The sequence below is a fragment of the Herbaspirillum sp. LeCh32-8 genome (genome assembly GCF_017814915.1).
Taxonomy (GTDB): Bacteria; Pseudomonadota; Gammaproteobacteria; order Burkholderiales; family Burkholderiaceae_D; genus Herbaspirillum.
Window position 1 is genome coordinate 58,576 of sequence record NZ_JAGIPZ010000015.1, and the last position, 24,419, is coordinate 82,994.

20 protein-coding genes are annotated in these 24,419 nt (G+C 64.5%); 12 read left to right on the forward strand and 8 right to left on the reverse strand.

Annotation, left to right across the window (positions count from 1 at the left end; all coding sequences use genetic code 11):
- Positions 1-100: 100 nt before the first annotated feature.
- Both J8I26_RS20420 and J8I26_RS20425 read left to right on the forward strand, forming a co-directional pair.
- Entirely contained in the window at positions 101-859 is a 759-nt protein-coding gene (locus J8I26_RS20420) for a ZIP family metal transporter (protein WP_209608974.1), read from the forward strand.
- 273 nt (positions 860-1,132) lie between these two features.
- Complete coding sequence (locus J8I26_RS20425; RefSeq protein WP_209608948.1) at positions 1,133-2,056, forward strand: LysR substrate-binding domain-containing protein; 924 nt, start codon at positions 1,133-1,135, stop codon at positions 2,054-2,056.
- Positions 2,057-2,088: 32 nt separating this feature from the next.
- On the opposite strand, the gene J8I26_RS20430 is transcribed toward J8I26_RS20425, so the two are convergent.
- The 3 genes from J8I26_RS20430 to J8I26_RS20440 all read right to left on the reverse strand — a co-directional run bounded on the left by J8I26_RS20430 (position 2,089) and on the right by J8I26_RS20440 (position 5,280).
- Positions 2,089-2,946 carry a sulfurtransferase gene (locus J8I26_RS20430; RefSeq protein WP_209608949.1) on the reverse strand — a complete coding sequence of 286 codons (858 nt, stop codon included), beginning with the start codon at positions 2,944-2,946 and terminating at the stop codon, positions 2,089-2,091.
- 56 nt (positions 2,947-3,002) lie between these two features.
- Positions 3,003-3,920 carry a DMT family transporter gene (locus tag J8I26_RS20435; RefSeq protein ID WP_209608950.1) on the reverse strand — a complete coding sequence of 306 codons (918 nt, stop codon included), beginning with the start codon at positions 3,918-3,920 and terminating at the stop codon, positions 3,003-3,005.
- A 241-nt stretch (positions 3,921-4,161) separates the two neighbouring features.
- Positions 4,162-5,280: an aromatic ring-hydroxylating dioxygenase subunit alpha gene (locus tag J8I26_RS20440; protein ID WP_209608951.1), complete on the reverse strand. Its 1,119-nt coding sequence runs from the start codon at positions 5,278-5,280 to the stop codon at positions 4,162-4,164.
- 266 nt (positions 5,281-5,546) lie between these two features.
- Here J8I26_RS20440 and J8I26_RS20445 point away from each other — a divergent pair, with 266 nt between their 5' ends.
- The 3 genes from J8I26_RS20445 (at position 5,547) to dxs (ending at position 8,713) form a co-directional block, all read left to right on the forward strand.
- Positions 5,547-5,816, forward strand: a complete 270-nt coding sequence (locus J8I26_RS20445) for an exodeoxyribonuclease VII small subunit (protein ID WP_209608952.1) — start codon at positions 5,547-5,549, stop codon at positions 5,814-5,816.
- A complete protein-coding gene (locus J8I26_RS20450; protein ID WP_209608953.1) occupies positions 5,816-6,760 on the forward strand; it encodes a polyprenyl synthetase family protein in 945 nt (314 codons plus the stop codon). Before J8I26_RS20445 ends, J8I26_RS20450 begins: the two co-directional genes overlap by 1 nt.
- 87 nt (positions 6,761-6,847) lie before the next feature.
- A complete protein-coding gene (gene dxs / locus J8I26_RS20455) occupies positions 6,848-8,713 on the forward strand; it encodes a 1-deoxy-D-xylulose-5-phosphate synthase (protein ID WP_209608954.1) in 1,866 nt (621 codons plus the stop codon).
- Between the two features lie 84 nt (positions 8,714-8,797).
- Here dxs and J8I26_RS20460 read toward each other — a convergent pair whose 3' ends face one another.
- A complete protein-coding gene (locus J8I26_RS20460; RefSeq protein WP_209608955.1) occupies positions 8,798-9,355 on the reverse strand; it encodes a cob(I)yrinic acid a,c-diamide adenosyltransferase in 558 nt (185 codons plus the stop codon).
- 296 nt (positions 9,356-9,651) lie between these two features.
- Here J8I26_RS20460 and J8I26_RS20465 point away from each other — a divergent pair, with 296 nt between their 5' ends.
- The 6 genes from J8I26_RS20465 to J8I26_RS20490 all read left to right on the forward strand — a co-directional run bounded on the left by J8I26_RS20465 (position 9,652) and on the right by J8I26_RS20490 (position 18,584).
- The gene (locus tag J8I26_RS20465) at positions 9,652-11,067 is read left to right on the forward strand and encodes an FAD-linked oxidase C-terminal domain-containing protein (protein WP_209608956.1); all 1,416 of its coding nucleotides are present in this window, start codon (positions 9,652-9,654) and stop codon (positions 11,065-11,067) included.
- A gap of 119 nt (positions 11,068-11,186) precedes the next feature.
- Positions 11,187-12,077, forward strand: coding sequence for a LysR substrate-binding domain-containing protein (locus J8I26_RS20470; protein WP_209608957.1), 891 nt, complete (start codon positions 11,187-11,189; stop codon positions 12,075-12,077).
- A gap of 1,010 nt (positions 12,078-13,087) precedes the next feature.
- Positions 13,088-14,575, forward strand: a complete 1,488-nt coding sequence (locus J8I26_RS20475) for an FAD-linked oxidase C-terminal domain-containing protein (protein ID WP_209608958.1) — start codon at positions 13,088-13,090, stop codon at positions 14,573-14,575.
- A 1-nt stretch (position 14,576) separates the two neighbouring features.
- Complete coding sequence (gene glcE / locus J8I26_RS20480; protein WP_209608959.1) at positions 14,577-15,662, forward strand: glycolate oxidase subunit GlcE; 1,086 nt, start codon at positions 14,577-14,579, stop codon at positions 15,660-15,662.
- 17 nt (positions 15,663-15,679) lie between these two features.
- Positions 15,680-16,924 carry a glycolate oxidase subunit GlcF gene (gene glcF / locus J8I26_RS20485; protein WP_209608960.1) on the forward strand — a complete coding sequence of 415 codons (1,245 nt, stop codon included), beginning with the start codon at positions 15,680-15,682 and terminating at the stop codon, positions 16,922-16,924.
- 370 nt (positions 16,925-17,294) lie between these two features.
- Positions 17,295-18,584 (forward strand): dicarboxylate/amino acid:cation symporter, encoded by a 1,290-nt coding sequence (locus J8I26_RS20490; protein ID WP_209608961.1) that lies wholly within the window; start codon positions 17,295-17,297, stop codon positions 18,582-18,584.
- A gap of 93 nt (positions 18,585-18,677) precedes the next feature.
- Here J8I26_RS20490 and J8I26_RS20495 read toward each other — a convergent pair whose 3' ends face one another.
- The 4 genes from J8I26_RS20495 to J8I26_RS20510 all read right to left on the reverse strand — a co-directional run bounded on the left by J8I26_RS20495 (position 18,678) and on the right by J8I26_RS20510 (position 22,618).
- Positions 18,678-19,052, reverse strand: a complete 375-nt coding sequence (locus tag J8I26_RS20495) for a PPC domain-containing DNA-binding protein (protein ID WP_209608975.1) — start codon at positions 19,050-19,052, stop codon at positions 18,678-18,680.
- Between the two features lie 80 nt (positions 19,053-19,132).
- On the reverse strand, positions 19,133-19,699 hold the full coding sequence (locus J8I26_RS20500) for a DUF296 domain-containing protein (RefSeq protein ID WP_209608962.1): 567 nt from the start codon (positions 19,697-19,699) through the stop codon (positions 19,133-19,135).
- A complete protein-coding gene (locus tag J8I26_RS20505; protein ID WP_348635349.1) occupies positions 19,696-21,312 on the reverse strand; it encodes an acyl-CoA synthetase in 1,617 nt (538 codons plus the stop codon). Before J8I26_RS20505 ends, J8I26_RS20500 begins: the two co-directional genes overlap by 4 nt.
- Before the next feature lie 124 nt (positions 21,313-21,436).
- A complete protein-coding gene (locus J8I26_RS20510) occupies positions 21,437-22,618 on the reverse strand; it encodes an acetyl-CoA acetyltransferase (RefSeq protein WP_209608964.1) in 1,182 nt (393 codons plus the stop codon).
- A 750-nt stretch (positions 22,619-23,368) separates the two neighbouring features.
- Here J8I26_RS20510 and J8I26_RS20515 point away from each other — a divergent pair.
- Positions 23,369-24,403: a TRAP transporter substrate-binding protein gene (locus J8I26_RS20515; protein WP_209608965.1), complete on the forward strand. Its 1,035-nt coding sequence runs from the start codon at positions 23,369-23,371 to the stop codon at positions 24,401-24,403.
- Positions 24,404-24,419 lie beyond the last annotated feature (16 nt).

Consider the following 24,419-nt stretch of genomic DNA (forward strand, 5'->3'; position numbering starts at 1 on the left):
CGCCGCACCGGGCGTACAATAGCGCGCTTTGGGCGCCCTCCGGCGGTACGCCCGCGACTCCCACCGAGGCCAGAAAATCAACTCCACGCTCGTTTCCATTCTGCTCGCGACCACCCTGGCCGGCGTAGTCAGCATTACCGCCGCCGCGGTGTTTTCGTTCGCACTGTTGTCGAAGATGGTGGAGCGGCTGGTCAGCCTGTCGGTGGGCATCATGCTGTCGACCTCGCTGTTGCACGCGCTGCCCGAGGCCTTCGAATCGGGCGCCGAGCCGCACACCCTGTTCGCGGTGCTGCTGGGCGGCCTGTTGGCCTTCTTCCTGCTGGAGAAGACCGCCATCCTGCGCCACTCGCATCATCACGAGGACGACGGCCACGGCCATCATCACGGGCATGACAAGAAGGAAGCCGGCAAGGCCGGCTGGATGATCCTGGTGGGCGACGGCCTGCACAATTTCACCGACGGCATCCTGATCGCCGCCGCCTTCCTGGCCGACCCGCACCTAGGGCTGGTCACCGGCCTGGCCATCATCGCGCACGAGATTCCGCAGGAGATCGGCGACTTCATCGTGCTGCTCAACGCCGGCTTCTCGCGCACCCGCGCGTATGCCTACAACCTGATCTGCAGCCTGATGGCGGTGGCCGGCGGCGCGCTGGGTTATTTCATGCTGGAACGCGGCATGCAGTGGATTCCCTACGTGCTGGTGTTCGCTTCGTCCGGCTTCATTTACATCGCCGTCTCGGACCTGATGCCGCAGATGCAGCGTCGCGCCACCTTGCGCGAAACCATCCCTCAGGTCATTCTGATTGCCGCCGGCGTGCTGATCGTGCTGGGGCTGACGCACCACGCGCACGGACATTGAGGCAGGTCGTCGGCGCCTGCTCGCCGCTATCGTCGGCTGCCATGTTGCCGGATTTGCCACGCATGCTCACGCGCATGCCGATGCTGCAGACGAAGCCGAGCAGGCCGAGGAACAGCACGAGATCCTGGAACAGGATGCATCCTTTCGGGAGAGGCCGGCGCAGGAGGCGGCGGACCACTGCACTGTAGGCGCGCGCGTCGTCCCACGCCAATATCAAATCAGGCGGCGCGCCATCTCAAAACGATATGGAGCCGTTGCAATGAGGGAGGATGCATGATTTCAATCCGGCAGCTCAGGTACTTCGTCGAGATCGTCGAGGCGCGCGGTTACACGCGCGCCGCCGAACGGCTCTACATCGCGCAATCAGCCCTGAGCCGGCAGGTCAAGGAGCTGGAGGCCGACCTCGACGTGGTGCTGTTGAAGCGCGAGGCCAAGCAGTTTGAACTGACCGATGCCGGCCAGGATTTCTATGAACGCAGCCGCAAGATCCTGCTCGACCTTGACCGCGCGGTCGCGCAGGCGCGCACCATCGGCAAGGGCGAACTGGGCGCGCTGCGCTTGTTGCATTCCAGCTCGGTGCCGCTGACCGCACCGTTGGGACCGACTCTCAATGCTGCGCTCAAGGCGTTTCCCGGCATCTCGCTGGAGATTTCGCAGGCGCCCTCCGAGTACCAGGCGCGTGAGATCGAGGAGGGCAGCGCCGACCTCGGCCTGGCGCGTCTGCCCATCCTGCGCGCCAATCCCAGCCTGGAAAGCACTTTGCTGTACCGCGAGCGGATGGTGGTGGCGGTGCCCAGCGGTCATCGACTTGCGCAGCGCGAGTCGGTGGAGATCGCCGAGTTGCGCGATGAATTCTTCGTCTCGGTGCCGCATCGCGACCGCGGTGGACTGAGTTACCTGGTGGCCGAGCGCTGTATCGCCCACGGGTTCTATCCACGCGTGGCGCGCGCGACGTCACGCAAGAACTCGTTGCTGAGCCTAGTCAATGCCGGCTTCGGCGTGGCGGTGGTGCCGCAGAGCATGGCCAGTATTTCGCTGGCGGCGGGGGTAAGCTTTCCGGCGGTGAAAGATGCTGACTTCTATTCCGAAGTGGCGCTGCTGCGCCGGCGCGATGCGCCGGCCATGGTGCGGCAGTTCGTGGAGGCTTTTGCCGCAGGATTGCGCGAGGCGGGCGTGGCCGCGCCGGAACCGGGCTAAGCCCCCTCCGGTGCGGCGCTTGCAGGAAGGACTCAGGCTCCGGTCGCCACCGGACGCTTGGGATCCGAGCTCCACTCGCTCCACGATCCGGGGTACAGCGCGGCGCCCGCCAGGCCGGCCACTTCCAGCGCCAGCAGATTGTGGCAGGCGGTCACGCCGGAGCCGCACTGCATCACCGCCGCCTGCGGATCGCCGATCACCGACAGCCATTCTTCGCGCAGCTGGGCCGCGCCTTTGAAGCTGCCGTCGGCCTGCAGGTTGTCCTTGAAGAAACGGTTCTTCGCGCCCGGGATGTGGCCGCCCACCGCATCCAGCGTTTCATTCTCGCCGCGGAAGCGATCCGCCGCGCGCGCATCCACCACTTGCAGCGCCTGCGACTTCAGGTTGTCCACCAGCACTTGGGCGTCGACCGTCTTGACGATCGAGGTCAGGTCCTGGATGTTGCCGTGCGCGGCCGGCGGCGGCACCTCGTCGGTTAGGCCTTCGCCCAGCGCCTGCCAAGCCGCCATGCCGCCGTCCAGCACCGCGACGTCGCTATGGCCGATCCAGCGCAGCAGCCACCACAGGCGTGCCGCGAACATGCCGCCGTGAGCGTCGTAGGCCACCACCTGGGTATCGTTGTTTACGCCCAGCGCGCGCATCGCTTCCACAAACTGCTGGCGATCCGGCAGCGGATGACGGCCATGGAAGCGACCTGCGGCGTCGGTCTTGGGGCCGGACAGGATCTCATCCAGGTGGGCGAAGCGTGCCTGCGGCAGGTGGGCTGCGGCGTACGCATCGCGGCCGGCGTTCGGGTTGGCCAGGTCGTGGCGGCAATCGACGATCACCAGGTTCAGGTATTGCGCGCGCGACTTCAGGTCGGCGGCGCTGATCAGGGTGCTGTAGGTCATTTGGGCTCTCCTAGTTTGTTTGTCTGCTTGTGTGCTTGCATGCGTAGGGACGGAATTCAGACCTCGGTCGCAATCGGGTCGACCTTGGGCACGTTCTTGGCGGCATTGCGGCTGCTGCGCTGGTTATGGAAAGTGGCCAGGATGCCGCTGACCAGGATGATGGCCATGCCGGTCCAGCCCATCCATCCCGGCGCGTCGTCCCAGATGAATACGCCGAACAGGCTGGCGAAGACGATGCCCGCATACTGCAGGTTGGCCGTCAGCAGCGTGTTGCCGAGCCGGTAGGCGCGAGTCATGGCGATTTGCGCCAGCGTTGCGGTCAGGCCGATGGTGATCACCAACAGCGCGCCCACCGGCGTATGCGCGTGCAGCAGCGGAATCTTGCCGGTCGCCATGTTGCCGGCCAGTCCGGCCACCAACCCGGTCAGCGAGAAGTAGAACACGACGCGGTACTCCGGTTCCCCCAGCAGGCCCAGCTTGCGCACTTGCAGGTAGACCAGCGCCGAAAGCACGCCCGAGCACAGCGCGATCACGCCGCCCAGCAACTGGTCTGCATTGAGCGAGGGACGCATCAGGAGGGCCACGCCGATGAAGCTGAGCAGCACCGTGCCGGCCAGGCCCCATTCGAACTTCTTGCTGCCCTGCCACCAGCCGGCGACGAACAGCATGGCCGCGATCCAGATCGAGGACATGTAGTTGAGCGTGGTCGCGGTGGCGATGGGCAGCAGACTGAACGAGTAGAACCACATCCACAGCGAGATCACGCCGATGCCGCCGCGGATCAGGTGGTCACGCGGGAAGGGCGTGCGGAAGGTGCCGCCGCGCGCCAGCACCAGGGCGGTGATCACGGTCACCCCGATCAGGCCGCGGCAGAGCACGATCTCGGCCGTGGTGTAGTAGTCGCCGGCCAGCTTGACGCAGACCCCCATGATGGAGAACAGGAAAGAGGCGACGAGCATCCAGAGCGATTGCATGGCGGCGTGTGGTGGGTGTGGTGGAAGAGGAGGGCATGCGCAGCGGCGCCCGGCCGGTCGCGCAAATGAAAATCGGCAGCGCCGGAATGAACCGGTGCTGCCGATGGGGAATTGCGTCTGCGCCTTGCGCGTCTGGAAGGTCGGCAAGAGGGGAGTGGCGGCGGTGACGCATCTGCGTTGCGTCCTGGCCCTGCCGCTCCCCTTCTTGCATGAAACCTCCCTCGCGCGGCCTGTGGCCGGATTATTCTTTGGCGCCCGGTGGCACATCAAGCTGGCTGCGGTACCACTCGTGGAAGTGCTGCATGCCGTCTTCCATCGGCGACTGGTACGGGCCTACTTCACTGGTGCCGCGATCCATCAGTATACGACGACCGGCATCCATGCGCAGGGCGATCTCGTCGTCCTCGACGCAGGTCTCCATGTAGGCCGCGCGTTCAGCTTCGACCAGCTCGCGCTCGAACAGGGCGATCTCCTCCGGATAGTAGAACTCCACCACGTTGGTGGTCTTCTGCGGACCGTTGGGCCACAACGTCGACACCACCAGTACGTGCGGATACCACTCGACCATGATGTTGGGGTAGAGCGTTAGCCAGATGGCGCCGAACTTCGGTGGCGCGCCGTTGGAGAACTGCAGCAGCTTTTCCTGCCACTTGGCGTAGGTCGGCGAGCCGGACTTGATCAGGCCGTGGTTCACGCCCACGGTCTGCACGCTGTAGTCGCGGCCGAATTCCCACTTCAGGTCGGAGCACGAGACGAAGTTGCCCAGGCCGGGATGGAAGGGCTCGACGTGGTAGTCCTCCAGGTAGACCTCGATGAAAGTCTTCCAGTTGTAGTCGCACTGGTGCACTTCGGTGTGGTCGTACAGGTACCCGGAGAAATCCAGGTCGCGCGTGACGCCCAGGTTCTTCAGCTTGGCGGCGACATCGGCGCCGTTGCGCTCGAACAGCAGGCCGTTCCAGCTCTGCAGTTCAGTCTTGGACAGGTTCATGCACGGCGTTTCGCCGAAATGCGGCGCGCCGATGAGCTCGCCCTTGAGGTCATACGTCCAGCGGTGCAGCGGGCAGACGATGTTCTGGGCATTGCCGCGGCCGTCGAGCATCTTGGCCTGACGGTGGCGGCATACGTTGGAAACGAGTTCAATGCCTTGGGCATTGCGCACCAGCATGCGGCCTTCGTTTTCCCACGGCAAGGTCGAGTAATCGCCGGCCTCCGGCACCATCAGCTCATGGCCGACGTAACGAGGTCCCTGCTGGAAGAGTTGCTGGAGTTCCCGCTGATAGAGCGGTTCGTCGAAATAGACGTTGACTGGAAGTTGCGCGTTTGAACGCGCCAATTTGGCAAAAGTAGCAAGATCGGACATTTCCGCCCCCAAATTAATTTGCACCAACCTAAGGAAGAAAATCCGCAAAAACCTATGTTCAAATAATATGAAGAGGAAATTTTGGACAGAACCGGGGATTCTACCGTAACTTGCACCCAAAGGGGCGGATTTTGTGATCAAAATGTCAGCATTTCTGCCGAATTTACGTGTCACGCCAGCTCGCGTCCGGCAAATCCCGTCCCGAATTGATTTTGGAAACGAAGGTTTGTTCTAAAATAGCGGGTTAGATTTTTTAATGGGTCGTTATGCCTAGAACTTCGACTTCAGCCGCCGCCGCGTCTGGCGCCGCGCAGCCCGCCTCCTTCGAGCAAGCCATGCAGGAGCTGGAACAGCTCGTGGCGCAGATGGAAGCCGGCGAACTGCCGCTGGAAGCCTCCGTCGCCGCCTACAAGCGCGGCTCGGAACTGGTGAAATTCTGCGCTGCCCAACTGGACAAGGTCGACAGCCAGGTCAAGGTGCTCGAAGGTGAGATGCTCAAGCCCTTCACCGCCGACAACGCCGGTGAGGACGACTGATGAACGCGCAGATCCCGGCACAGGTTTCTTCCGCGCTGTCGTTCGCGGATTGGATGGCGCAGGTGCAGGCCGGCATGGAAGCCGTGCTGGACCGTTTCCTGGCGCCCGCCGCGGTGGCGCCCGCGCGCCTGCACGAGGCGATGCGCTATACCGCGCTGGACGGCGGCAAGCGAGTGCGTCCGCTGTTGGTGTACGCCGCCGGCGAAGTGTTCGACGCGCCGGCGGCGCTGCTTGATCGCGCCGCCGCTGCGCTGGAAATGATCCACGTGTATTCGCTGGTGCATGACGACATGCCTTGCATGGACGACGACGCCCTGCGCCGCGGCAAGCCCACCGTGCATGTGAAGTACGACGAAGCCACCGCGCTGCTGGTGGGTGACGCGCTGCAGGCGCAGGCCTTCGCCACGCTGTCGGCGCCGGTCGATGCGGAGCTGGACGATGCGGCGGCCGACCTGCCTGCGCGCCAGCTGAGCATGCTGAACCTGCTGGCGCAAGCCGCCGGCTCGGTGGGCATGTGCGGCGGCCAGGCGATCGACCTGGCCAGCGTCGGCATGACGCTGTCGCTGGCCGAACTGGAACAGATGCATCGCCTGAAGACCGGTGCGCTGCTGCGCGCCGCGGTGATGCTGGGCGCGCTGGGCGGCAAGGCGCTGACGGCGCAGGAGCGCGCCGCGCTGGACGACTATGCGCACGCCATCGGCCTGGCCTTCCAGGTGGTCGACGACATCCTCGACGCCACCGCCGACTCGGCCACGCTGGGCAAGACGGCCGGCAAGGACGCGGCCGACAACAAACCGACCTATGTGTCGATACTGGGTCTGGGCGAATCGCAGGCGCTGGCTGAGAAGCTGCGCGGCAATGCGCACCAGGCCCTGGCGCCGTTCGGCGACAAGGCGCGCCGCCTGCGCGAGCTTGCCGACCTGATCGTGCAAAGAAAGGCATGAAGCCAACCCTGGTTTTGCCGCATCCATCGCTGCTCAAAGCGCGCCGCGACACCAGGCCTTCAGACCCAATCAAACGGTAACAACAGCATGCTGCTCAATACGATAAATGACCCGGCCGACCTGCGCCGCCTGCCTCGCCACCAACTCAAGCCGCTGGCCGAAGAACTGCGCGGTTTCGTGCTGGACTCGGTCTCCAAGACCGGCGGCCACCTTTCGTCCAACCTGGGCACGGTCGAGCTGACCATTGCGCTGCACTACGTGTTCAACACGCCCGACGACCGCATCGTCTGGGACGTGGGGCACCAGACCTATCCGCACAAGATCCTGACCGGCCGTCGCGACCGCATGGGCACGCTGCGCCAGCAGGACGGCATTTCCGGCTTCCCGCGCCGCGTCGAGAGCGAGTACGACACCTTCGGCACCGCGCATTCGTCGACCTCGATCTCGGCCGCGCTGGGCATGGCCCTGGCCGCCAAGACCCAGGGCTCGGACCGTCACGCCATCGCCGTGATCGGCGACGGCGCGATGACCGCCGGCATGGCCTTCGAGGCGCTCAACAACGCCGGCGTGCATGAAGACGTCAACCTGCTGGTGATCCTCAACGACAACGACATGTCGATCTCGCCGCCGGTGGGCGCGCTGAACCGCTACCTGGCGCGCCTGATGTCGGGCAAGTTCTACGCCAAGGCGCGCGACGTCGGCAAGTCGGTGCTGCCCGGCCCGGTGCTGGAGCTGGCCAAGCGGCTGGAAGAGCACGCCAAGGGCATGGTGGTGCCGGCCACGATGTTCGAGGAGTTCGGCTTCAACTACATCGGCCCCATCGACGGCCACGACCTCGACTCGCTGATCCCCACGCTGCAGAACCTGAAGAACCTCAAGGGCCCGCAGTTCCTGCACGTGGTCACCAAGAAGGGCCAGGGTTACAAGCTGGCCGAGGCCGACCCGGTGCTGTACCACGGCCCCGGCAAGTTCAATCCCAGCGAAGGCATCAAGCCCAGCTCGGGCGGCAAGGTGACCTATACCCAGGTGTTCGGCGACTGGCTGTGCGACATGGCCGCCGCCGACGGCAAGCTGGTCGGCATCACCCCGGCCATGCGCGAAGGCTCGGGCATGGTCGGCTTCGAGAAGAAATTCCCCGAGCGCTACTACGACGTCGGCATCGCCGAGCAGCATGCGGTGACTTTTGCCGCCGGCGTCGCCTGCGAAGGCATGAAGCCGGTGGTGGCGATCTATTCGACCTTCCTGCAGCGCGCCTACGATCAACTGATCCACGACGTGGCGCTGCAGAACCTGGACGTGACTTTCGCGCTGGATCGCGCCGGTCTGGTGGGCGCCGATGGCGCCACGCATGCCGGCAACTACGATCTGGCCTTCCTGCGCTGTATCCCGAACATGGCCGTGCTGGCTGCCTCAGACGAGGACGAGTGCCGCAAGATGCTGTCCACCGCCTATCAATATCAGGGCCCGGCCGCGGTGCGCTATCCGCGCGGCGCCGGTGTCGGCGCCGTCGTCGAGAAGGCGCTGGACGTGCTGCCTTGGGGTAAGGGTGAGATCCGCCGCCAGGGCCGCAGCGTCGCGATCCTGGCCTTCGGCACCATGGTCGCGCCGGCGCTGGGCGCGGGCGAAAAGCTCAACGCCACGGTCGCCAATATGCGCTTCATCAAGCCGCTGGATGTGGAGCTGGTCAAGCAACTGGCCGCCACCCACGATGCGCTGGTGACGGTGGAAGAGGGCTGCATCATGGGCGGCGCCGGCGCCGCCGTGTCGGAGGCGCTGGCCGCGGCCGGCATCGCCAAGCCGGTGCTGCACCTGGGCCTGCCCGACCGCTTCATCGACCACGGCGACGCCGGCCAGCTGCTGGCGCAATGCGGCCTGGACGCCGCCGGCATCACCGAGTCCATCGTGCAGCGCTTCGGCAAGGACGAGCCGCGACTGGTGGTCAACAACGCTTGATGTCGCCTGAGCCGGCATCAACAAAACGCCCTGCAGATCACCGATCGCGGGGCGTTTTTTATTGTGCGGCGCTTGTTCTGTGGCCTAACGCTCGCGTCCCTTTTCCCACAGCACGTCCTGGCCGCCGGCCTCGCGGTTCAACACACGCGCCAGCACAAAACACAGATCGGACAGGCGATTCAGATATTGCCGCGCGGGTGCGTTGACGCCGCCGGCCTCCGCCTTTTCCAGCATCACCACGCTGCGCTCGGCGCGCCGGCAGACGGTGCGGCACACGTGCGCCAGCGCCGCCGTGCGCGAGCCGCCGGGCAGGATGAATTCCTTCAGCGGCGCCAGCGTGGCGTTGTACTTTTCCAGCAGCGCATCCAGCCGGGCGAGGTGGGCATCGGCCAGCACGGTATAGCCGGGAATGCAGAGCTCGCCACCCAGGTCGAACAGGTCGTGCTGGATCGAGACCAGCTCTTCGCGCAGCGCCGTCGGCAGGGCCTCGCACAGCAACAGACCGAGCTGGGAGTTGAGTTCGTCGACATCGCCCAGCGCCTGGATGCGCAGGCTGTCCTTGCCGACGCGGCTGCCGTCGCCCAGGCCGGTGCTGCCGTCGTCGCCGGTGCGGGTGGCGATCTTGGAAAGGCGGTTGCCCATGTGTTCTCCTTGGTGAAGTGGCGCAGCTTAAGCCGCGCGCGTGACGGGCGCAAGATGGCAGGCTTGCCATTGCAGCAAGCAAAAATGCGTAAAAGATTCACTTGATCTGGCGGGCAGTCCGAAAAGGCATCGGAGATTTGCCGGATCGATTCGCCGCAAGAGAGTAAAATTCATCAGTTGAATCAGTGGTCAGTCCACTGGAGGAGCGGGGATGCTCTTCCGGACCACCATTTGCCAGCCGATATTGCGTTTGAATCTGCGCCAGACAGAACAAGCGAGATCCCCGAGAGAGACACATGAACCACATTGTTGATGCACAGAAACTGAAGAAGCCTGTCCCGCAGGCGCTGCTGGACGAGCTCAAGGCCCTGTTCGGCAACCGCCTGTCGACCTCCATGGCCATGCGTGAGCATCACGGCCGCGATGAATCCTCGTATGACCCGATGTTGCCCGACGCCGTGGTGTTCGCGCACACAACCGAGGAAGTCGCCGCCTTCGTCAAACTGTGCAGCCGCTTTGAAACCCCGATCATCCCCTACGGCGCAGGCACCTCGCTGGAAGGCCATGTGCTGGCGCTGCAAGGCGGCATTACCATCGACCTGTCGCAGATGAACCATGTGCTGGCGGTCAACCCCGAAGACCTGACCGCCACCGTGCAGGCCGGCGTGACGCGCAAGCAGCTGAATCAGGAGATCAAGGACACCGGCCTGTTCTTCCCGATCGACCCGGGCGCCGACGCCTCGCTGGGCGGCATGGCCTCGACCCGCGCCTCCGGCACCAACGCCGTGCGCTATGGCACGATGAAGGAAAACACGCTGACCCTGACCGTGGTCACCGCCGACGGCAACATCATCAAGACCGGCACCCGCGCCAAGAAATCCTCGGCCGGCTACGACCTGACACGCGTCTACGTCGGCAGCGAAGGCACCTTGGGCATCATCACCGAAGTCACGGTGCGCCTGTACCCGCAGCCGGAGGCGATCTCGGCCGCGATCTGCTCCTTCCCCAGCGTGGCCGATGCGGTCAACACCGTGATCCAGACCATCCAGGTCGGCGTGCCGCTGGCGCGCGTGGAGCTGCTCGATGAAAACGGCGTGCGCGCCATCAATGCCCACGACAAGCTGACCCTGCCGGTCAATCCGCTGTTGCTGTTCGAATTCCACGGCAGCGAGAACGGGGTGAAGGAACAGGCCGAGGTGGTGCAGGACATCGCCAACGACAACAACGCCACCGGCTTCGAATGGGCCACCCGCCCGGAAGACCGTTCGCGCCTGTGGACCGCGCGCCACAACGCCTACTTCGCGCTGCTGCAGCTGCGCCCGGGCGGCCGCGCCATTTCCACCGACTGCTGCGTGCCGATCTCGCGCCTGGCCGAATGCGTGCTGGCGACCAAGGCCGACTGCGAAGAGCAGGGCCTGATCCACGCCATCATCGGTCACGTCGGCGACGGCAATTTCCACGTGCAGATGATGGTCGACCCCAACGATCCGGCCGACGTCGCGCGCGCCGAAGGCGTCAACGAACGCATGGTGGCGCGCGCCCTTTCCATGGACGGCACCTGCACCGGCGAGCACGGGGTGGGCCTGCACAAGATGGATTTCCTGGTGCAGGAGCACGGCGACGGCGCGATTGCGGTGATGCGCGCCATCAAGCACGCGCTGGATCCGAAGAACATCATGAACCCCGGCAAGATCCTGCGCTGGGAACATTGATCGGCCAGGCATGCCAGGCGTCGGCGGCAGTGCCGCCGGCATGAGTGCGAATTTTCGTCAGATTCATCTTCGTCACCCCGGGCGGCACCGCCCCGGGCAAGAGCAGCAGGAAACATCACATGGCCACCCGCCTTCCACCCGTCCACGCCCTGTCCGCCTTCGAAGCGGCGGCCCGTCACAACTCCTTCGCCATCGCGGCCGAAGAACTCTGCATCACGCCATCGGCCCTGTCGCACCGCATCCGCCTGCTGGAGGAGTTCGTCGGCGAGCGCCTGTTCTATCGCGACGGCCGCTCCATCGGCTTGTCCGAATTCGGTCGCCGTTATCTCGACGTGGTGCGCTCGGCGCTGCGCACGCTGACCGACTTCCCGATGCCGCACCGCAACGCCGCGGTACAGCCCAAGATCAAGGTGATGCTGCCGCCGACCTTTGCGCGCCACCTGCTGATGCCGCGCATCGCCGACTTCACCCAGCGCCATCCCGAGATCGTGGTGGAGCTTTATCTGTCGGTGCCGCTGTACGACCTGTCGCTGTCGGAGAGCGACGTCGAGATCCGCTTCGGCGCCGGCAACTATCCCAACATCGTGACCGAGAAGCTGTTCGAGGAACCGGCCTTCGCCGTGGCCAGCCCGTCTTACCTGAAGACGCTGCCGCCGATGAAGAGCCCGACCGACCTGCAGCACGCCAACCTGCTGCGCTCGGCGCTGGAGCCGTGGCAGCCTTGGTTCGAGGCGGCCGGCCTGAAGGACTGGACCGAGCCCTCCGCCGGCTTGCGCGTGGACGACCTCGGCCTGCTGCTGGAAGCGGTGCGCCACGGCTACGGCGTGGGCCTGACGCGCCAGCATTTCGCCGAGGAGCTGCTGGCTCGCGGCGAGATCGTCGAGCTGTTTGATGTGCGCTTGCGTACGCCGCCGCATGCTTATTACGTGGTGTATGAGCGCTCGGTGCGTGAGCGGCCGGAGGTGGATACGTTCATCAGCTGGATTCAGAACGCGTTCAGGAATATTTGAGCTGTTTTTTGGTGGTTGGATTGGGCTGAGTTGGGCTGGGCAGGGCAGGGTAGTCTGGTCTTGCTGCTTCTTGGTGCTTTGGCTTTGATGCTTGCTCTCTCCGGTCGGAGCGGAGTGCCGGGTGCGGCCCGGCAGCCGCTCACTTTCTTTGCTCCGCCAAAGAAAGTAAGCAAAGAAAGGCGGCCCCTAAGTGCCAGCCCCTTCGGGGTTCCCGTCGAAGCGCGCTGAAAAATGGGCAAGGCAAAGTCGTTGCGCTCCGGTTGCCTTGCTGATCCATTTTTCATCACGCTCCGCCGGCTGGCCCACAAGGGGAAACCCGTCCGGCTCGCCTGTGGCATCGCCTCTGCTCATCCTCGCCTTCGGCATTGCGCCGTCTCTTTCTCGCCTGCGGCATCGCGTTGTTTCTTCTTCGCCTTCGTCATCGCGCCGTCTCTTTCTCGCCTTTGGCCTCGTTTGCTTGCTGTTCACCTGCGGCTTCGATGTGGCGGCTCGCTATCTGATGTAACCCGTCGTTCCTGCGAAAGCAGGAACCCAGCGTCGTTTCGCCGCCCAGCGGGCGGCTTTCCCGCATATATGCATGGGCGGGCGATGGCGACTTTCGTCATATTTCCACCTGCGCTAAACGCCACTGGTTCCCTGCCTTCGCAGGGACGACGCGTAGTGGGAGCTTGGGCGCACGAGGGACATCGGCCTCGGCTGTCCGTCGTTCCTGCGAAAGCAGAAACCCAGCCTCGTGGCAGTGTCGTCGCCTCCAGCGCATGGAAAGGTCAGACCATCTTTCCCCGCTGAAAATAATTCATTCCCGCCAAAAATTCTTTTCAGTGCGCTGCCGCACAACATCCCGGCTTTGCACCCGCGAAAATTAGTTACACTGGAAGCTTGAAAAAAGCCCGTCAGAACGGGCCCAGAACAAGCGAGACAAGTACGAAAGAAAGCGGATGCAATCCGCTCGTTTTCAGCCTCCGGGCCGCTTTCCTATTCGCCCGCATAGCCCAACGCCGAGGTCCAGCATGAATGCTCCCGCCAACCAATCCTTCGCGCCGGCTCGCCAGCGTGAAGTCGTCGACGCCCTGCGCCGGGCTGTGCCCGGCCATTGCGTGCTGTTCGACGAGGAAGATACCCGCCCTTACGAATGCGACGGCCTGGCCGCCTATCGGCAACTGCCGATGGTGGTGGTGCTGCCGGAGAACGAGCAGCAGGTGGTCGCCGTCATGAAGGCTTGTCATGCGTTGAAGGTACAGATCGTGCCGCGCGGCGCCGGCACCGGCTTGTCCGGCGGGGCCATGCCGATCGCCGACGGCGTGGTGCTGTCGACTGCCAAGTTCAACAAGATCCTGAAGATGGACAAGTATTCGCGCACCGCCGTGGTCCAGCCCGGCGTGCGCAACCTCGCCATCTCGGAGGCCGCGGCGCCCCACGGCCTGTACTACGCGCCGGATCCGTCCTCGCAGATCGCCTGCACCATCGGCGGCAACGTCGCCGAGAATTCCGGCGGCGTGCACTGCCTGAAGTACGGCCTGACCGTGCACAACGTGCTGCGCGTGCGCATGGTGACCATCGAGGGCGACGTGGTGGAGCTGGGCAGCGGCGCACTCGATGCGCCCGGTCTGGATCTGCTGGCGGTATTCATCGGTTCCGAAGGCATGTTGGGCGTGGTCACCGAGGTGACGGTCAAGCTCGTGCCCAAGCCGCAGTTGGCGCGCGTGATCATGGCCTCCTTCGACGATGTGGTGAAGGGCGGCAACGCGGTGGCCAACGTGATCGCCGCCGGCATCATCCCGGCCGGCCTGGAGATGATGGACAAGACCAGCTCGCGCATGGTCGAGCCGTTCGTGAAGGCGGGTTACGACATCGACGCCGAAGCCATCCTGCTGTGCGAATCCGACGGCACGGCCGAAGAGGTGGAGGAAGAAATCGGCCGCATGACCGAGGTCCTCAACGCCAGCGGCGCCACGGCGATTGCCTGTTCGCAGTCCGAGGCCGAGCGCCTGCGCTTCTGGTCCGGGCGCAAGAACGCCTTCCCGGCCGCCGGCCGCATCTCGCCCGACTACTACTGCATGGACGGCACCATCCCGCGCAAGAAACTGGCGCAGGTGCTGCTGGGCATCGCCGAGATGGAAAAGAAATACGGCCTGCGTTGCGCCAACGTGTTCCACGCCGGCGACGGCAACTTGCATCCGCTGATCATGTTCGACGCCAACATCGCCGACGAATTCCACCGCGCCGAACTGTTCGGCGCCGAGATCCTCGAGCTGTGCGTGGAAGTGGGCGGCACCATCACCGGCGAGCACGGCGTGGGCATCGAGAAGATCAATTCGATGTGCGTGCAGTTCGCGCCGGCCGAACGCGAGGCCTTCTTCAAGTTGAAGCGCGCCTTCGACACCGCCTTCCTGCTCAACCCCGACAAGGCCATCCCGACCCTGCACCGCTGCGCCGAGTACGGCAAGATGCACGTGCAGCGCGGCCAGCTGCGTTACCCCGATTTGCCGAGATTCTGAGATGAGCGAGCAACACGATATGCAACACGAGCTGAATGCGCTGCTGGAGGGTTTTCGCGCGCGCATCAAGGCCGGCCGGCCGCTGCAGATCCGCGGCGGCGGCACCAAGGACTGGTACGGCCAGGCGCCGCAGGGCGAGCTGCTCGACACGCGCGGCTACAGCGGCATCGTCGACTACGAGCCGACCGAGCTGGTGATCACCGCGCGCTGCGGCACCACGCTGGCCGAGATCGACGCCGCACTGGAGAAGAACAACCAGATGCTGGCCTGGGAGCCGCCGCGCTTTGACGGCGCCGCCACCGTCGGCGGCATGGTCGCGGCCGGCCTGTCGGGACCTGCGCGCGCCTCAGCCGGGGCGGTGCGCGACTTCGTGCTGGGCGCGGTGCTGATGGACGCGCAGGGCGAAGAGCTGCATTTTGGCGGCCAGGTCATGAAGAACGTCGCCGGCTATGACGTCTCGCGTCTGCTGGCCGGTTCGCTGGGCACGCTGGGGCTGATCCTGCAGGTGTCGCTGAAGGTGTTGCCCAAGCCGTTCGCCGCCAGCACCCGCGTGTTCGAGATCAACCAGGAAGGCGCGCTGCGCCTGCTCAACCAGTGCGGCGGCCAGCCCTTGCCGCTGACCGCCAGCGCCTGGAACAACAAGGTGCTGACCATCCGCCTGGCCGGCGCGCAGGCGGCGGTGGACTCGGCCGTCAAGAAGCTGGGCGGCAGCGAGCTGTCCAACGGTGACGATTTCTGGCGCGATCTGCGCGAGCAGCAGCATGCCTTCTTCGATGCGCCCGAGCAGCCGCTGTGGCGACTGTCGGTGCCGTCGGTGGCGCCGCCGCTGGACTTGCCCGGTCGCCAGCTCATCGAGTGGGGCGGCGCGCAGCGCTGGCTGCGCCCGGACGGCAGCCTGGACGCCGTGAGCATCCGCGCCGCGGCGCTGGCCGTGGGCGGCAGCGCCAGCCTGCATCGCGGCGGCGATAAGGCGATCGGCGTATTCCATCCGCTGCAGCCTGCGGTCGAGAAGATCCACCGCAACCTCAAGCAACAATTCGATCCGGCCGGCATCTTCAATCCCGGCCGCATGTACGCGGGTCTGTAAGCCGAAAGCCAACAGTTATGCAAACCAACTTAGCCGATTTCATCCGCGACACCCACGACGGCCAGGAGGCCGACGCCATCCTGCGCAACTGCGTGCACTGCGGCTTTTGCACCGCCACCTGCCCGACCTATCAATTGCTGGGCGACGAGTTGGACGGCCCGCGCGGACGCATCTACCTGATCAAGCAGGTGCTCGAAGGCAAGCCGGCCACCGCCGCCACGCAGTCGCACCTGGATCGCTGCCTGACCTGCCGCAACTGCGAATCGACCTGCCCCTCGGGTGTGCAATACGGTCGCCTGGTCGACATCGGCCGCAAGGTGGTGGAGCAGCAGGTGCCGCGTCCGCTGGGCCAGCGCGTGGCGCGCACCGCGCTGAAGGAACTGCTGCCGCGCAAGTGGCTGTTCCGTCCGGCCATGAAAGCCGGCCAGATGGTGCGCCCGCTGCTGCCCAAGGCGTTGCAAAACAAGGTACCGCTGCCGCAGGACGCCGGTGTGTGGCCCAGCGCCACGCACACGCGCCAGATGCTGCTGCTGGACGGCTGCGTGCAGCCCTCGATGTCGCCCAACATCAACAGCGCCACCGCACGCGTGCTCGATACCCTGGGCGTGCAGTTGTTCGTGCCGCCCAAGACCGGCTGCTGCGGCGCCATCCGCTATCACATGAATGACCAGGACGGCGGGCTGGACGACATGCGTCGCAACATCGACGCCTGGTGGCCCTACATCGAGGGCCGCGACGGCATCAAGGCCGAGGCCATCGTGATGAACGCCTCCGGTTGCGGCGCCACCGTCAAGGAGTACGGCCACCTGCTGCAGCACGACCATGCCTATGCCGAGAAGGCGCGCCGTATCTCGCGCATGACCCTGGACATCAGCGAAATCCTGCCCGAGTTCGAGGCCCAACTGCAGGAAAAGCTGGCCGGTTTCAACGGCAAACGGGTGGCCTACCATCCGCCTTGCACGCTGCAGCACGGCCAGAAGATCCGTGGCAAGGTCGAGTCCATCCTGCGCGCGGCCGGCGTCGACGTGCAGCTGTGCGCCGACAGCCACCTGTGCTGCGGCTCGGCCGGTACCTACTCGGTGCTGCAGCCGGAGCTGTCCTACCAGCTGCGCGACAACAAGCTCAAGAACCTGGCCGCCACCGATCCGGACATGATCGTCACCGGCAACATCGGCTGCGTGACGCACCTGCAGTCGGGCACCGACACCCCGGTGCGGCACTGGATCGAGCTGCTGGACGCTGCGCTGCAAGGGCGCGCCTGACGCCGGCCCTGGTTCTCACCGCTGTTGCCGTTTGACAAGAAGCCCCGCGATGCGGGGCTTTTTTGTGGCAAGAATGTCTACTTTCCTTCCGCTTTGGGTCGGTTTCGCTCAATTTGCTCCGGTTTTGGGGCATTCGGCTTGACGTGCAGGCCCCTAAATCAATAAGCTTCGTCCTTTTTTATCGATCCGCAGGAAAAAGTCCCTCGCAATTTCCCACCGGAAACCCTGTCGCCGCCGAACAAACCGGCGCGCTCCTGTCTAATTGCAGTTCAGGTTGCACCCATGCGGCAACGATAAGAAACACATTCCCCTCATCACGCTCGCCAACCGGGCAGGGCCGCGCAGGCCGATGTCCGGAGCAGGAGAACACATGAAAAAACGCATACCGCCAGCCGTCTTTATCTTCGTCGCCATGCTGCTCGGCATCCTGGTCGGCTACCTGATCTTCACGCACTACGGCAAGGCCGAGGCCAAGGAACTGGCCGGCTATATCTCGATCGCGTCGGACATCTTCCTGCGCCTGATCAAGATGGTGATCGCGCCGCTGGTGTTCTCCACGCTGGTGGTGGGCATCGCCCACATGGGCGACGCCAAGTCGGTGGGCCGCATCTTCGGCAAATCGCTGGGCTGGTTCTTCGCCGCGTCGCTGATCTCGCTGGCGCTGGGCATGCTGATGGCCAACCTGCTGCAGCCGGGCGCCGGCGTGGCCTTGCCGCCGCCTGACGCGGCCGGCGCCGGCCTGGCCACCGGCAAGTTCACGGTCAAGGAATTCTTCAACCACCTGGTGCCCAAGTCGGTGGCCGAAGCCATGGCGCAAAACGAGATCCTGCAGATCGTGGTGTTCTCCATGTTCTTCGGCATCGCCCTGGCAGCGCTGGGCGAGCGCGGCAAAAACCTGCTGGCCGTGGTGGACGACCTGTCGCACGCCATGCTGAAAATCACCGGCTACGTGATGAAGTTCGCGCCGGTTGCGGTGTTCGCGGCGATGGCCGCCACCGTGGCCGTCAACGGCCTGGACATCCTGGTCAGTTTCGCGGTCTTCATGCGTGACTTCTACCTGTCGCTGGTGCTGCTGTGGGTGGTGCTGATCGGCGCCGGCTTCGTGTTCCTGAAGAAGCGCATCTTCCACCTGCTGGCCCTGATCAAGGAAGCCTTCCTGCTGGCCTTCGCCACCGCCAGCTCGGAGGCCGCCTATCCCAAGCTGCTGGACGCGCTGGACCGCTTCGGCGTCAAGCGCAAGATCTCCAGCTTCGTGATGCCGATGGGTTACTCGTTCAACCTCGACGGATCGATGATCTACTGCACCTTCGCCACGCTGTTCATCGCCCAGGCCTACGGCATCCACATGCCGCTGTCCACGCAGATCACGATGATGCTGGTGCTGATGCTGACCTCCAAGGGCATCGCCGGCGTGCCGCGCGCCTCGCTGGTGGTGATCGCCGCCACGCTGCACCAGTTCAATATCCCGGAAGCGGGCCTGCTGGTGATCCTGGGCATCGACACCTTCCTCGACATGGGCCGTTCGGCCACCAACGCGGTGGGCAACTCGATCGCCTCGGCCGTGGTCGCCAAGTGGGAAGGCGGCCTGTTGTCCGAAGAGGAAGCGCGTACCGCCGAGCAGGCCATCGAAAAGGAAGCGGAACTGAAGCTGCACGCCTGATCTGCAGGTCGCAAGCGCACAAAGGAGCACGCCGGGCAACCGGCCTGCTCCTTTTCTTTTTGCCTTGCCGGTTTCCCGAGCGGGGAGGGGCGATCAGGCCGGAACGGCCTCGCGCACCTGCGCCGGGATCCACTCCTGCAGCGTGATCTCGATGGTGATGAAGGACAGGTTGGCGCCGCGCACGAAACGGCCGGCGAAGATTTTGCCGTCGGTGTCGGCCACCACGCCTTGCAGCGGATTGGGATTGGACTTGCCGTCGGAGAAGCCGATCTCGCCGAACACGTTCAGGATCTCCACGCCGGGGCCGTTGATCTCCATCTCGCGCCGGCCGCCGGCGCTGGTGTATTGCAGGTGGGCGTCGATCAGGCTGCCGATGGCGCCGCGCACGATGGCGGTCTTCATGCCGTGCTGGCGGCACAGCGCTTCCACGCTCTCGGTCAGATCCTGGTTGGGTTTGAGGCGGGCCATGACCAGCTTGCCCAGGGTGCCTTCTTCTACTTGGATGTTGTCGTCTGTGTCGTTGGTGTTGGTGTTGACTAGGTTCGTCATCATGATTCCATGGGTGTCGGATGCAATAGACTGAAGTGCGTCTCTTCATCGCTGTTGACGACGAAGGCGCCTCGGGAGAACAGGCAAAGGCGGATGATGAGCGGATCGTCGCCCACTTCCACCGTATCAAGCAGCAGATGGCCGCCGTGGATGGCGCCATCGCCGTCGATGAAACCGGAATGGCAATGCAGCAGCACCTTCCCTTCGGGATTCTGGCCCACCGTGATGGCGCCGGTTACGAAGGTGATCGCACCCTCCAGCACGTGCGGCGGGCCGTAGTCGTAGGGACGGTTCTTGTCAGGCGTGTTTTCGATGCGGTGATAGTGCAGGCGGCGCGCCGTGCCGCCGCACATGCGACCGACGCCGCCGCGCTGGCCGTAACGCGCCAATACCTTGCGCAGGGCTTCGCCCACCATGGTGCCCGGCTGCAGCGTGATGCGCAGTTCCTCGGCCGGATCGGCCTCCAGGTCCAGCGTGCGCGGGTAGCTTTGCTGGCCTGCATGAAGGAACTTGCGCACCTCGACGAAGCCCGGATTGCCGTCGGCGGGTTTGCTCGTGAGTTTCATAGGCGATAGTCTCCTTTCTCCTCAAGCAGGGCCTTGATCTGTTTCTTGACGATCTTGCCGTAGCCTGACTTGGGCATGGTTTCCCAGAACACGAAGCGGCGCGGCCACTTGTACTTGCCGATGCGCTCTTCCAGGTGCGCCAGCAGCGCCTCGCCGTCGGCATTCTGGCCGGGCTTGCAGACGATCACGGCCAGGCCGCTCTCGCCCCATTTGGGATCGGGCACGCCCAGCACCGCCACCTCCGACACCGCTGCATGGGTCAGCAGCGCTTCTTCGATCTCGCGCGGATAGACGTTGGAGCCCCCCGAGATATACATGTCGGAGGAGCGGCCGGTGATGTAGAGGAAGCCGTCCTTGTCCACGTGGCCCAGGTCGCCGGTGTTGAACCAGTCGTGCTTGAAAGCCTTCTTGTTGGCCTCCGGATTATTGTGATACCCCATGAACACAGCCGGGCCGCGCACGCAGATCTCGCCGGTCTCGAACGGCGCCAGCTTCTTGCCGTTGTCGTCCAGGATCGCGATTTCCATGCCGGTGCGCGGCATGCCGCAGGTGCCCACGCGCGCTTGCGGATGGGCGTCGTCATCGAAGTGCATGTAAGGCGGCAGGAAGGTAATGTTGCCGGTCACTTCGCCCAGACCGTAGTACTGCACCAGCACACGGCCCAGCTTCTTCAGGGCGAAGATCTGGTCGGCGCGGTACATCGGCGCGCCGGCATAGATCACGTGCCTGAGCGATGAGTGGTCGTAGCGGTCGACCGATTCGTCTTCCACCAGGATCTTGACGATGGTGGGCACGGTGAACATGTTATCGACCTTGTACTTTTCCACCAGCTGCCAGGCTTCTTCCACCACCAGGCGTTCCGACGACAGCAGGATGCTGGCCGCGCCGCGCGCGGTGTTGATCACCGCGTGGATACCGGCGCCGTGCGACAGCGGGGCCACCACCAGCGAGCGCGACTGATGGTTCAGGCCCGGCATCAGGTCGGCCAGGTGGTTGGTGACGACGAAGGCCATCTGGCCGTGCGACAGCATGCCGGCCTTGGGATGGCCGGTGGTGCCGGAGGTGTAGAAGAACCACATCGGATCTTCGTAGTCGACCTCGACTTCATCGAAGGCCTGGCCGCCGGCGTCGGCCACCAGGGTCTCGAAATCCAGTTCGCCCGCGCGCGGTTCGGCCAGCGCAATCACATGTTCCAGCGCCGGCGAGGCCGCCTTGACCGCGTCGACATAGTTGCCGAAGCCGCGGTCGTACACCATCACCGAGGCGCCGCTGGACTGGCCCAGGTAAGCCGCCTCGGGCGGCGTGATGCGGAAGTTGGTCGGAACCCAGACCATGCCCAGCTTGAAGGCCGCCCAGGCGCTTTCAAAGATCTGCTGGTTGTTGCGCGAATGGACCAGCATCTTGTCGCCTTTTTTTACGCCGCGCTTGGCCAGCGCATGGGCGAGGGCGTCGACGCGGTCGTTGATCTGCTTCCAGGTGATGATTCTGTCCTCACCGTTGGCGGCGCCGCGGCTCAGGATCAGGCCGGGTTCGTCGGGAAAGCGGCGCGCCACGTCCGATAGCAGGCGGCCCAGGTTCATGACTTTCTTTAACATCGTCTCACTCGTTCTAATTGAAATTGGCGTTGCTGCGGTTTTTCCGCGTTATTGCCGCGATTGCTGCAGCGGTACTGCGGTGTTGTGGCGATACTGCCGCCGGCCGCGGGATGCGCGCGGCCGGCCGGGAACTGCAGGGTGATCAGTGGATGCGTTCCAGGATGCTGACGTAGTTGGCCACCGCCGCGCCGCCCATGTTGAACACGCCGGCGTATTTGGCGTTGGCGATCTGCATGTCGCCGGCGTCGTGCGCGGCCTGCATCGCCGCCATCACGTGCATCGACACGCCGGTGGCGCCCACCGGGTGGCCCTTGGACTTCAGTCCGCCGGACGGATTGACCGGCAGCTTGCCGTCCTTGGCGGTGATGCCTTCGGCGATCACGCGCGCGCCCTGGCCGTGCGGCGCCAGGCCCATGGCTTCATATTCCAGCAGCTCGGCCACGGTGAAGCAGTCGTGGGTTTCCACCAGCGACAGGTCGTACAGATCCAGCTTGGCCGCGCCCAGCGCCTGCTTCCAGGCCAGCTCGGCGGCTTCGAAGCGGGTGGCGTCGCGGCGCGACAGCGGCAGGTAGTCGTTGACGTGCACCGCGGCGCGGAACTGCACCGCACGCGGCATCGATTTGGCCGCATCGGCGGCGCTGATCACCATGGCGGCGGCGCCGTCGGACACCAGCGAGCAGTCGGTGCGCTTCAACGGGCCGGCCACATACGGGTTCTTGTCGGAGACGTTGCGGCAGAAGTCGAAGCCGAAGTCGCGACGCATGTGCGCGTACGGGTTGGACATGCCGTTCTTGTGGTTCTTGGCGGCGATCATCGCCAGCGCATCGGACTGGTCGCCGAAGCGGTCGAAGTAGCTCTGCGCGATCTTGCCGAATACGCCGGCGAAGCCGCCGGGGATGCCGGCCTCTTCCTTGGCGTAGCAGGCCTTCAGCAGCACCTCGCCCACCTGCGGCGTGGCCAGCTCGGTCATCTTCTCGAAGCCGATCACCAGCACGTGCCTGGATTCGCCGGCCTTGATCGATTGCAGGCCGGAATGAATCGCCGCCGAGCCGGTGGCGCAGGCGTTCTCCAGGCGCACGGCCGGCTTGAAGCGCAGCTGCGGCAGGCTGTTGACCACCAGCGAGGAAGGGAAGTCCTGGTACAGGAAACCGGCGTTGAAGGTGCCCACGTGGATGGAATCGATGTCTTCCGGTTGCAGGCCGGCGTGTTCGATGGCGGCCTTGGCGACCTGACCGATCAGCACTTCGGGATCGATGCCGTCGAGCTTGCCGAATTGGGAATGATGCCAGCCGGTAATGCAGGGTGAGGATGCAGAAGCAGTCATGTTGTAGGTCCTTGTAAGACTAGTCGATGGAACGCATCTCTTGCGGGTGAAGCGAGGAAAAGCGTTATGCGCTCCGGTTCACACCGGGCAATATGCAAAATCGGTGCCACTCGTCGGCGTCGCCTGCGGCGCGCTTTTTCACGGCGTGTACAGGCTCGTCGCGCGGCTCTTCCGGCCAGGCGTCGGCGTCGTTGCATCGGTGCGGCAGATGTCGGCGCGGCGCCTTGTCGGGCGTGTGATCCGCTGTTTGCCCGTCTCCTGCGAGGCCGGCGCAAAGGCGCGCCGGATCTCGCGTTGTCATTGTTTTACTGATGGTGTTGCTGGTGCTGCGGCAGGTCTTGATGCTCTTCAGCGCAGGCGTGGCCGACGCTGACCACTTCAAGATAGCACGACTTTACGTTAACGTAAGTCATTGCGCTGCAACATGCGCAGCGGCTGCATTTGCGGCTTGTACAACTGTCGTCTCCTGCGACAGCGATGCGACACTTGTGCGACAGGTGTCGCATCGCCTTGTGCATCATTTCCCATCAAATAAAGTGTTGCGGCAATCGCTCGCGCCCTTGTACAGGGCCGCCCTTATCGCAGAGAATACAGGCGCAATGCCGATGACAGGGAGGAGACGCCCGCGGCGCCGACGGAGGGTTGGCGGCTTGGCATCCAAATTGCTCTGTCGTTGTCAGGCAGTGTTGAAAACAACGGGAAGCCCCCGGGTTCAGCAGTTTCATATAACTACAAACAGGAGATAAACAGATGGGACATCCCACTGGTAAGATCACGCGTCGCTCTTTTCTGAAGACCGCATCGGTGGCCTCGGCCGCCGCCGCTACCGGCCTGTATGGCACTTCCGCGCACGCCGCGGAGTTCACCTTCAAGTACGCCAACAACCTGCCGGTGTCGCATCCGATGAACACCCGCGCCAAGGAGATGGCCGCCAAGATCGCCGCCGACTCCAAGGGCCGCATCGAGCTGCAGCTCTACCCCAACAACCAGCTGGGCACCGACACCGACATGCTGTCGCAGGTGCGCGCCGGCGCGATTGATTTCTTCACGCTGTCGCCGCTGATCCTGGGCACCCTGGTGCCGGCCGCGCAGATCTCCGGCATCGGCTTCGCCTTCAAGGACTACGACCAGGTCTGGGCGGCCATGGACGGCGAGCTGGGCGCCCACGTGCGCAAGCAGATCGAAGCCAAGTCGACCCTGTTCGCCTTTGAAAAGATCTGGGACAACGGCTACCGCCAGATCACCAACAGCACCAAGCCGATCAAGACCGCCGACGACCTCAAGGGCATGAAGCTGCGCGTGCCGCCGAGCCCGCTGTGGACCTCGATGTTCCGCGCGGTGGAATCGGCGCCGACCTCGATCAACTTCGCCGAAGTCTATTCCGCGCTGCAGACCAAGATCGTCGAAGGCCAGGAAAACCCGCTGGCGATTATCTCCACTGCCAAGCTGTACGAAGTGCAGAAGTATTGCTCCATCACCAACCACATGTGGGACGGTTTCTGGTTCCTGGGCAACAAGAAGTCCTTCGAGAAGCTGCCCAAGGATCTGCAGGACATCATGACCAAGGCGATCAACGAAGCCGGCATGAATCAGCGCGCCGACGTGCGCAAGCTCAACGACTCGCTGGTCGGCGAGATGCAGGGCAAGGGCATGGCCTTCAACGACATCGACGCCAGCTCGTTCCGCGCCAAGCTGCGCAGCGCCGGTTTCTACGCAGAGTGGAAGAAGAAGTTCGGCGACGAGCCCTGGGCCCTGCTGGAGAAGTACACCGGCAAGCTGGCTTAAGCCTGAGATAGTCGTC

What these genes read in the sequence shown, in the direction of transcription:
- J8I26_RS20425 (WP_209608948.1), top strand. Translation starts at nt 1,133, where the DNA reads ATGATTTCAATCCGGCAGCTCAGGTACTTCGTCGAGATCGTCGAGGCG.
- J8I26_RS20430 (WP_209608949.1), bottom strand. Translation starts at nt 2,946, where the DNA reads ATGACCTACAGCACCCTGATCAGCGCCGCCGACCTGAAGTCGCGCGCG.
- J8I26_RS20435 (WP_209608950.1), bottom strand. Translation starts at nt 3,920, where the DNA reads ATGCAATCGCTCTGGATGCTCGTCGCCTCTTTCCTGTTCTCCATCATG.
- J8I26_RS20440 (WP_209608951.1), bottom strand. Translation starts at nt 5,280, where the DNA reads ATGTCCGATCTTGCTACTTTTGCCAAATTGGCGCGTTCAAACGCGCAA.
- J8I26_RS20445 (WP_209608952.1), top strand. Translation starts at nt 5,547, where the DNA reads ATGCCTAGAACTTCGACTTCAGCCGCCGCCGCGTCTGGCGCCGCGCAG.
- J8I26_RS20450 (WP_209608953.1), top strand. Translation starts at nt 5,816, where the DNA reads ATGAACGCGCAGATCCCGGCACAGGTTTCTTCCGCGCTGTCGTTCGCG.
- dxs (WP_209608954.1), top strand. Translation starts at nt 6,848, where the DNA reads ATGCTGCTCAATACGATAAATGACCCGGCCGACCTGCGCCGCCTGCCT.
- J8I26_RS20460 (WP_209608955.1), bottom strand. Translation starts at nt 9,355, where the DNA reads ATGGGCAACCGCCTTTCCAAGATCGCCACCCGCACCGGCGACGACGGC.
- J8I26_RS20465 (WP_209608956.1), top strand. Translation starts at nt 9,652, where the DNA reads ATGAACCACATTGTTGATGCACAGAAACTGAAGAAGCCTGTCCCGCAG.
- J8I26_RS20470 (WP_209608957.1), top strand. Translation starts at nt 11,187, where the DNA reads ATGGCCACCCGCCTTCCACCCGTCCACGCCCTGTCCGCCTTCGAAGCG.
- J8I26_RS20475 (WP_209608958.1), top strand. Translation starts at nt 13,088, where the DNA reads ATGAATGCTCCCGCCAACCAATCCTTCGCGCCGGCTCGCCAGCGTGAA.
- glcE (WP_209608959.1), top strand. Translation starts at nt 14,577, where the DNA reads ATGAGCGAGCAACACGATATGCAACACGAGCTGAATGCGCTGCTGGAG.
- glcF (WP_209608960.1), top strand. Translation starts at nt 15,680, where the DNA reads ATGCAAACCAACTTAGCCGATTTCATCCGCGACACCCACGACGGCCAG.
- J8I26_RS20490 (WP_209608961.1), top strand. Translation starts at nt 17,295, where the DNA reads ATGAAAAAACGCATACCGCCAGCCGTCTTTATCTTCGTCGCCATGCTG.
- J8I26_RS20495 (WP_209608975.1), bottom strand. Translation starts at nt 19,052, where the DNA reads ATGGCCCGCCTCAAACCCAACCAGGATCTGACCGAGAGCGTGGAAGCG.
- J8I26_RS20500 (WP_209608962.1), bottom strand. Translation starts at nt 19,699, where the DNA reads ATGAAACTCACGAGCAAACCCGCCGACGGCAATCCGGGCTTCGTCGAG.
- J8I26_RS20510 (WP_209608964.1), bottom strand. Translation starts at nt 22,618, where the DNA reads ATGACTGCTTCTGCATCCTCACCCTGCATTACCGGCTGGCATCATTCC.
- J8I26_RS20515 (WP_209608965.1), top strand. Translation starts at nt 23,369, where the DNA reads ATGGGACATCCCACTGGTAAGATCACGCGTCGCTCTTTTCTGAAGACC.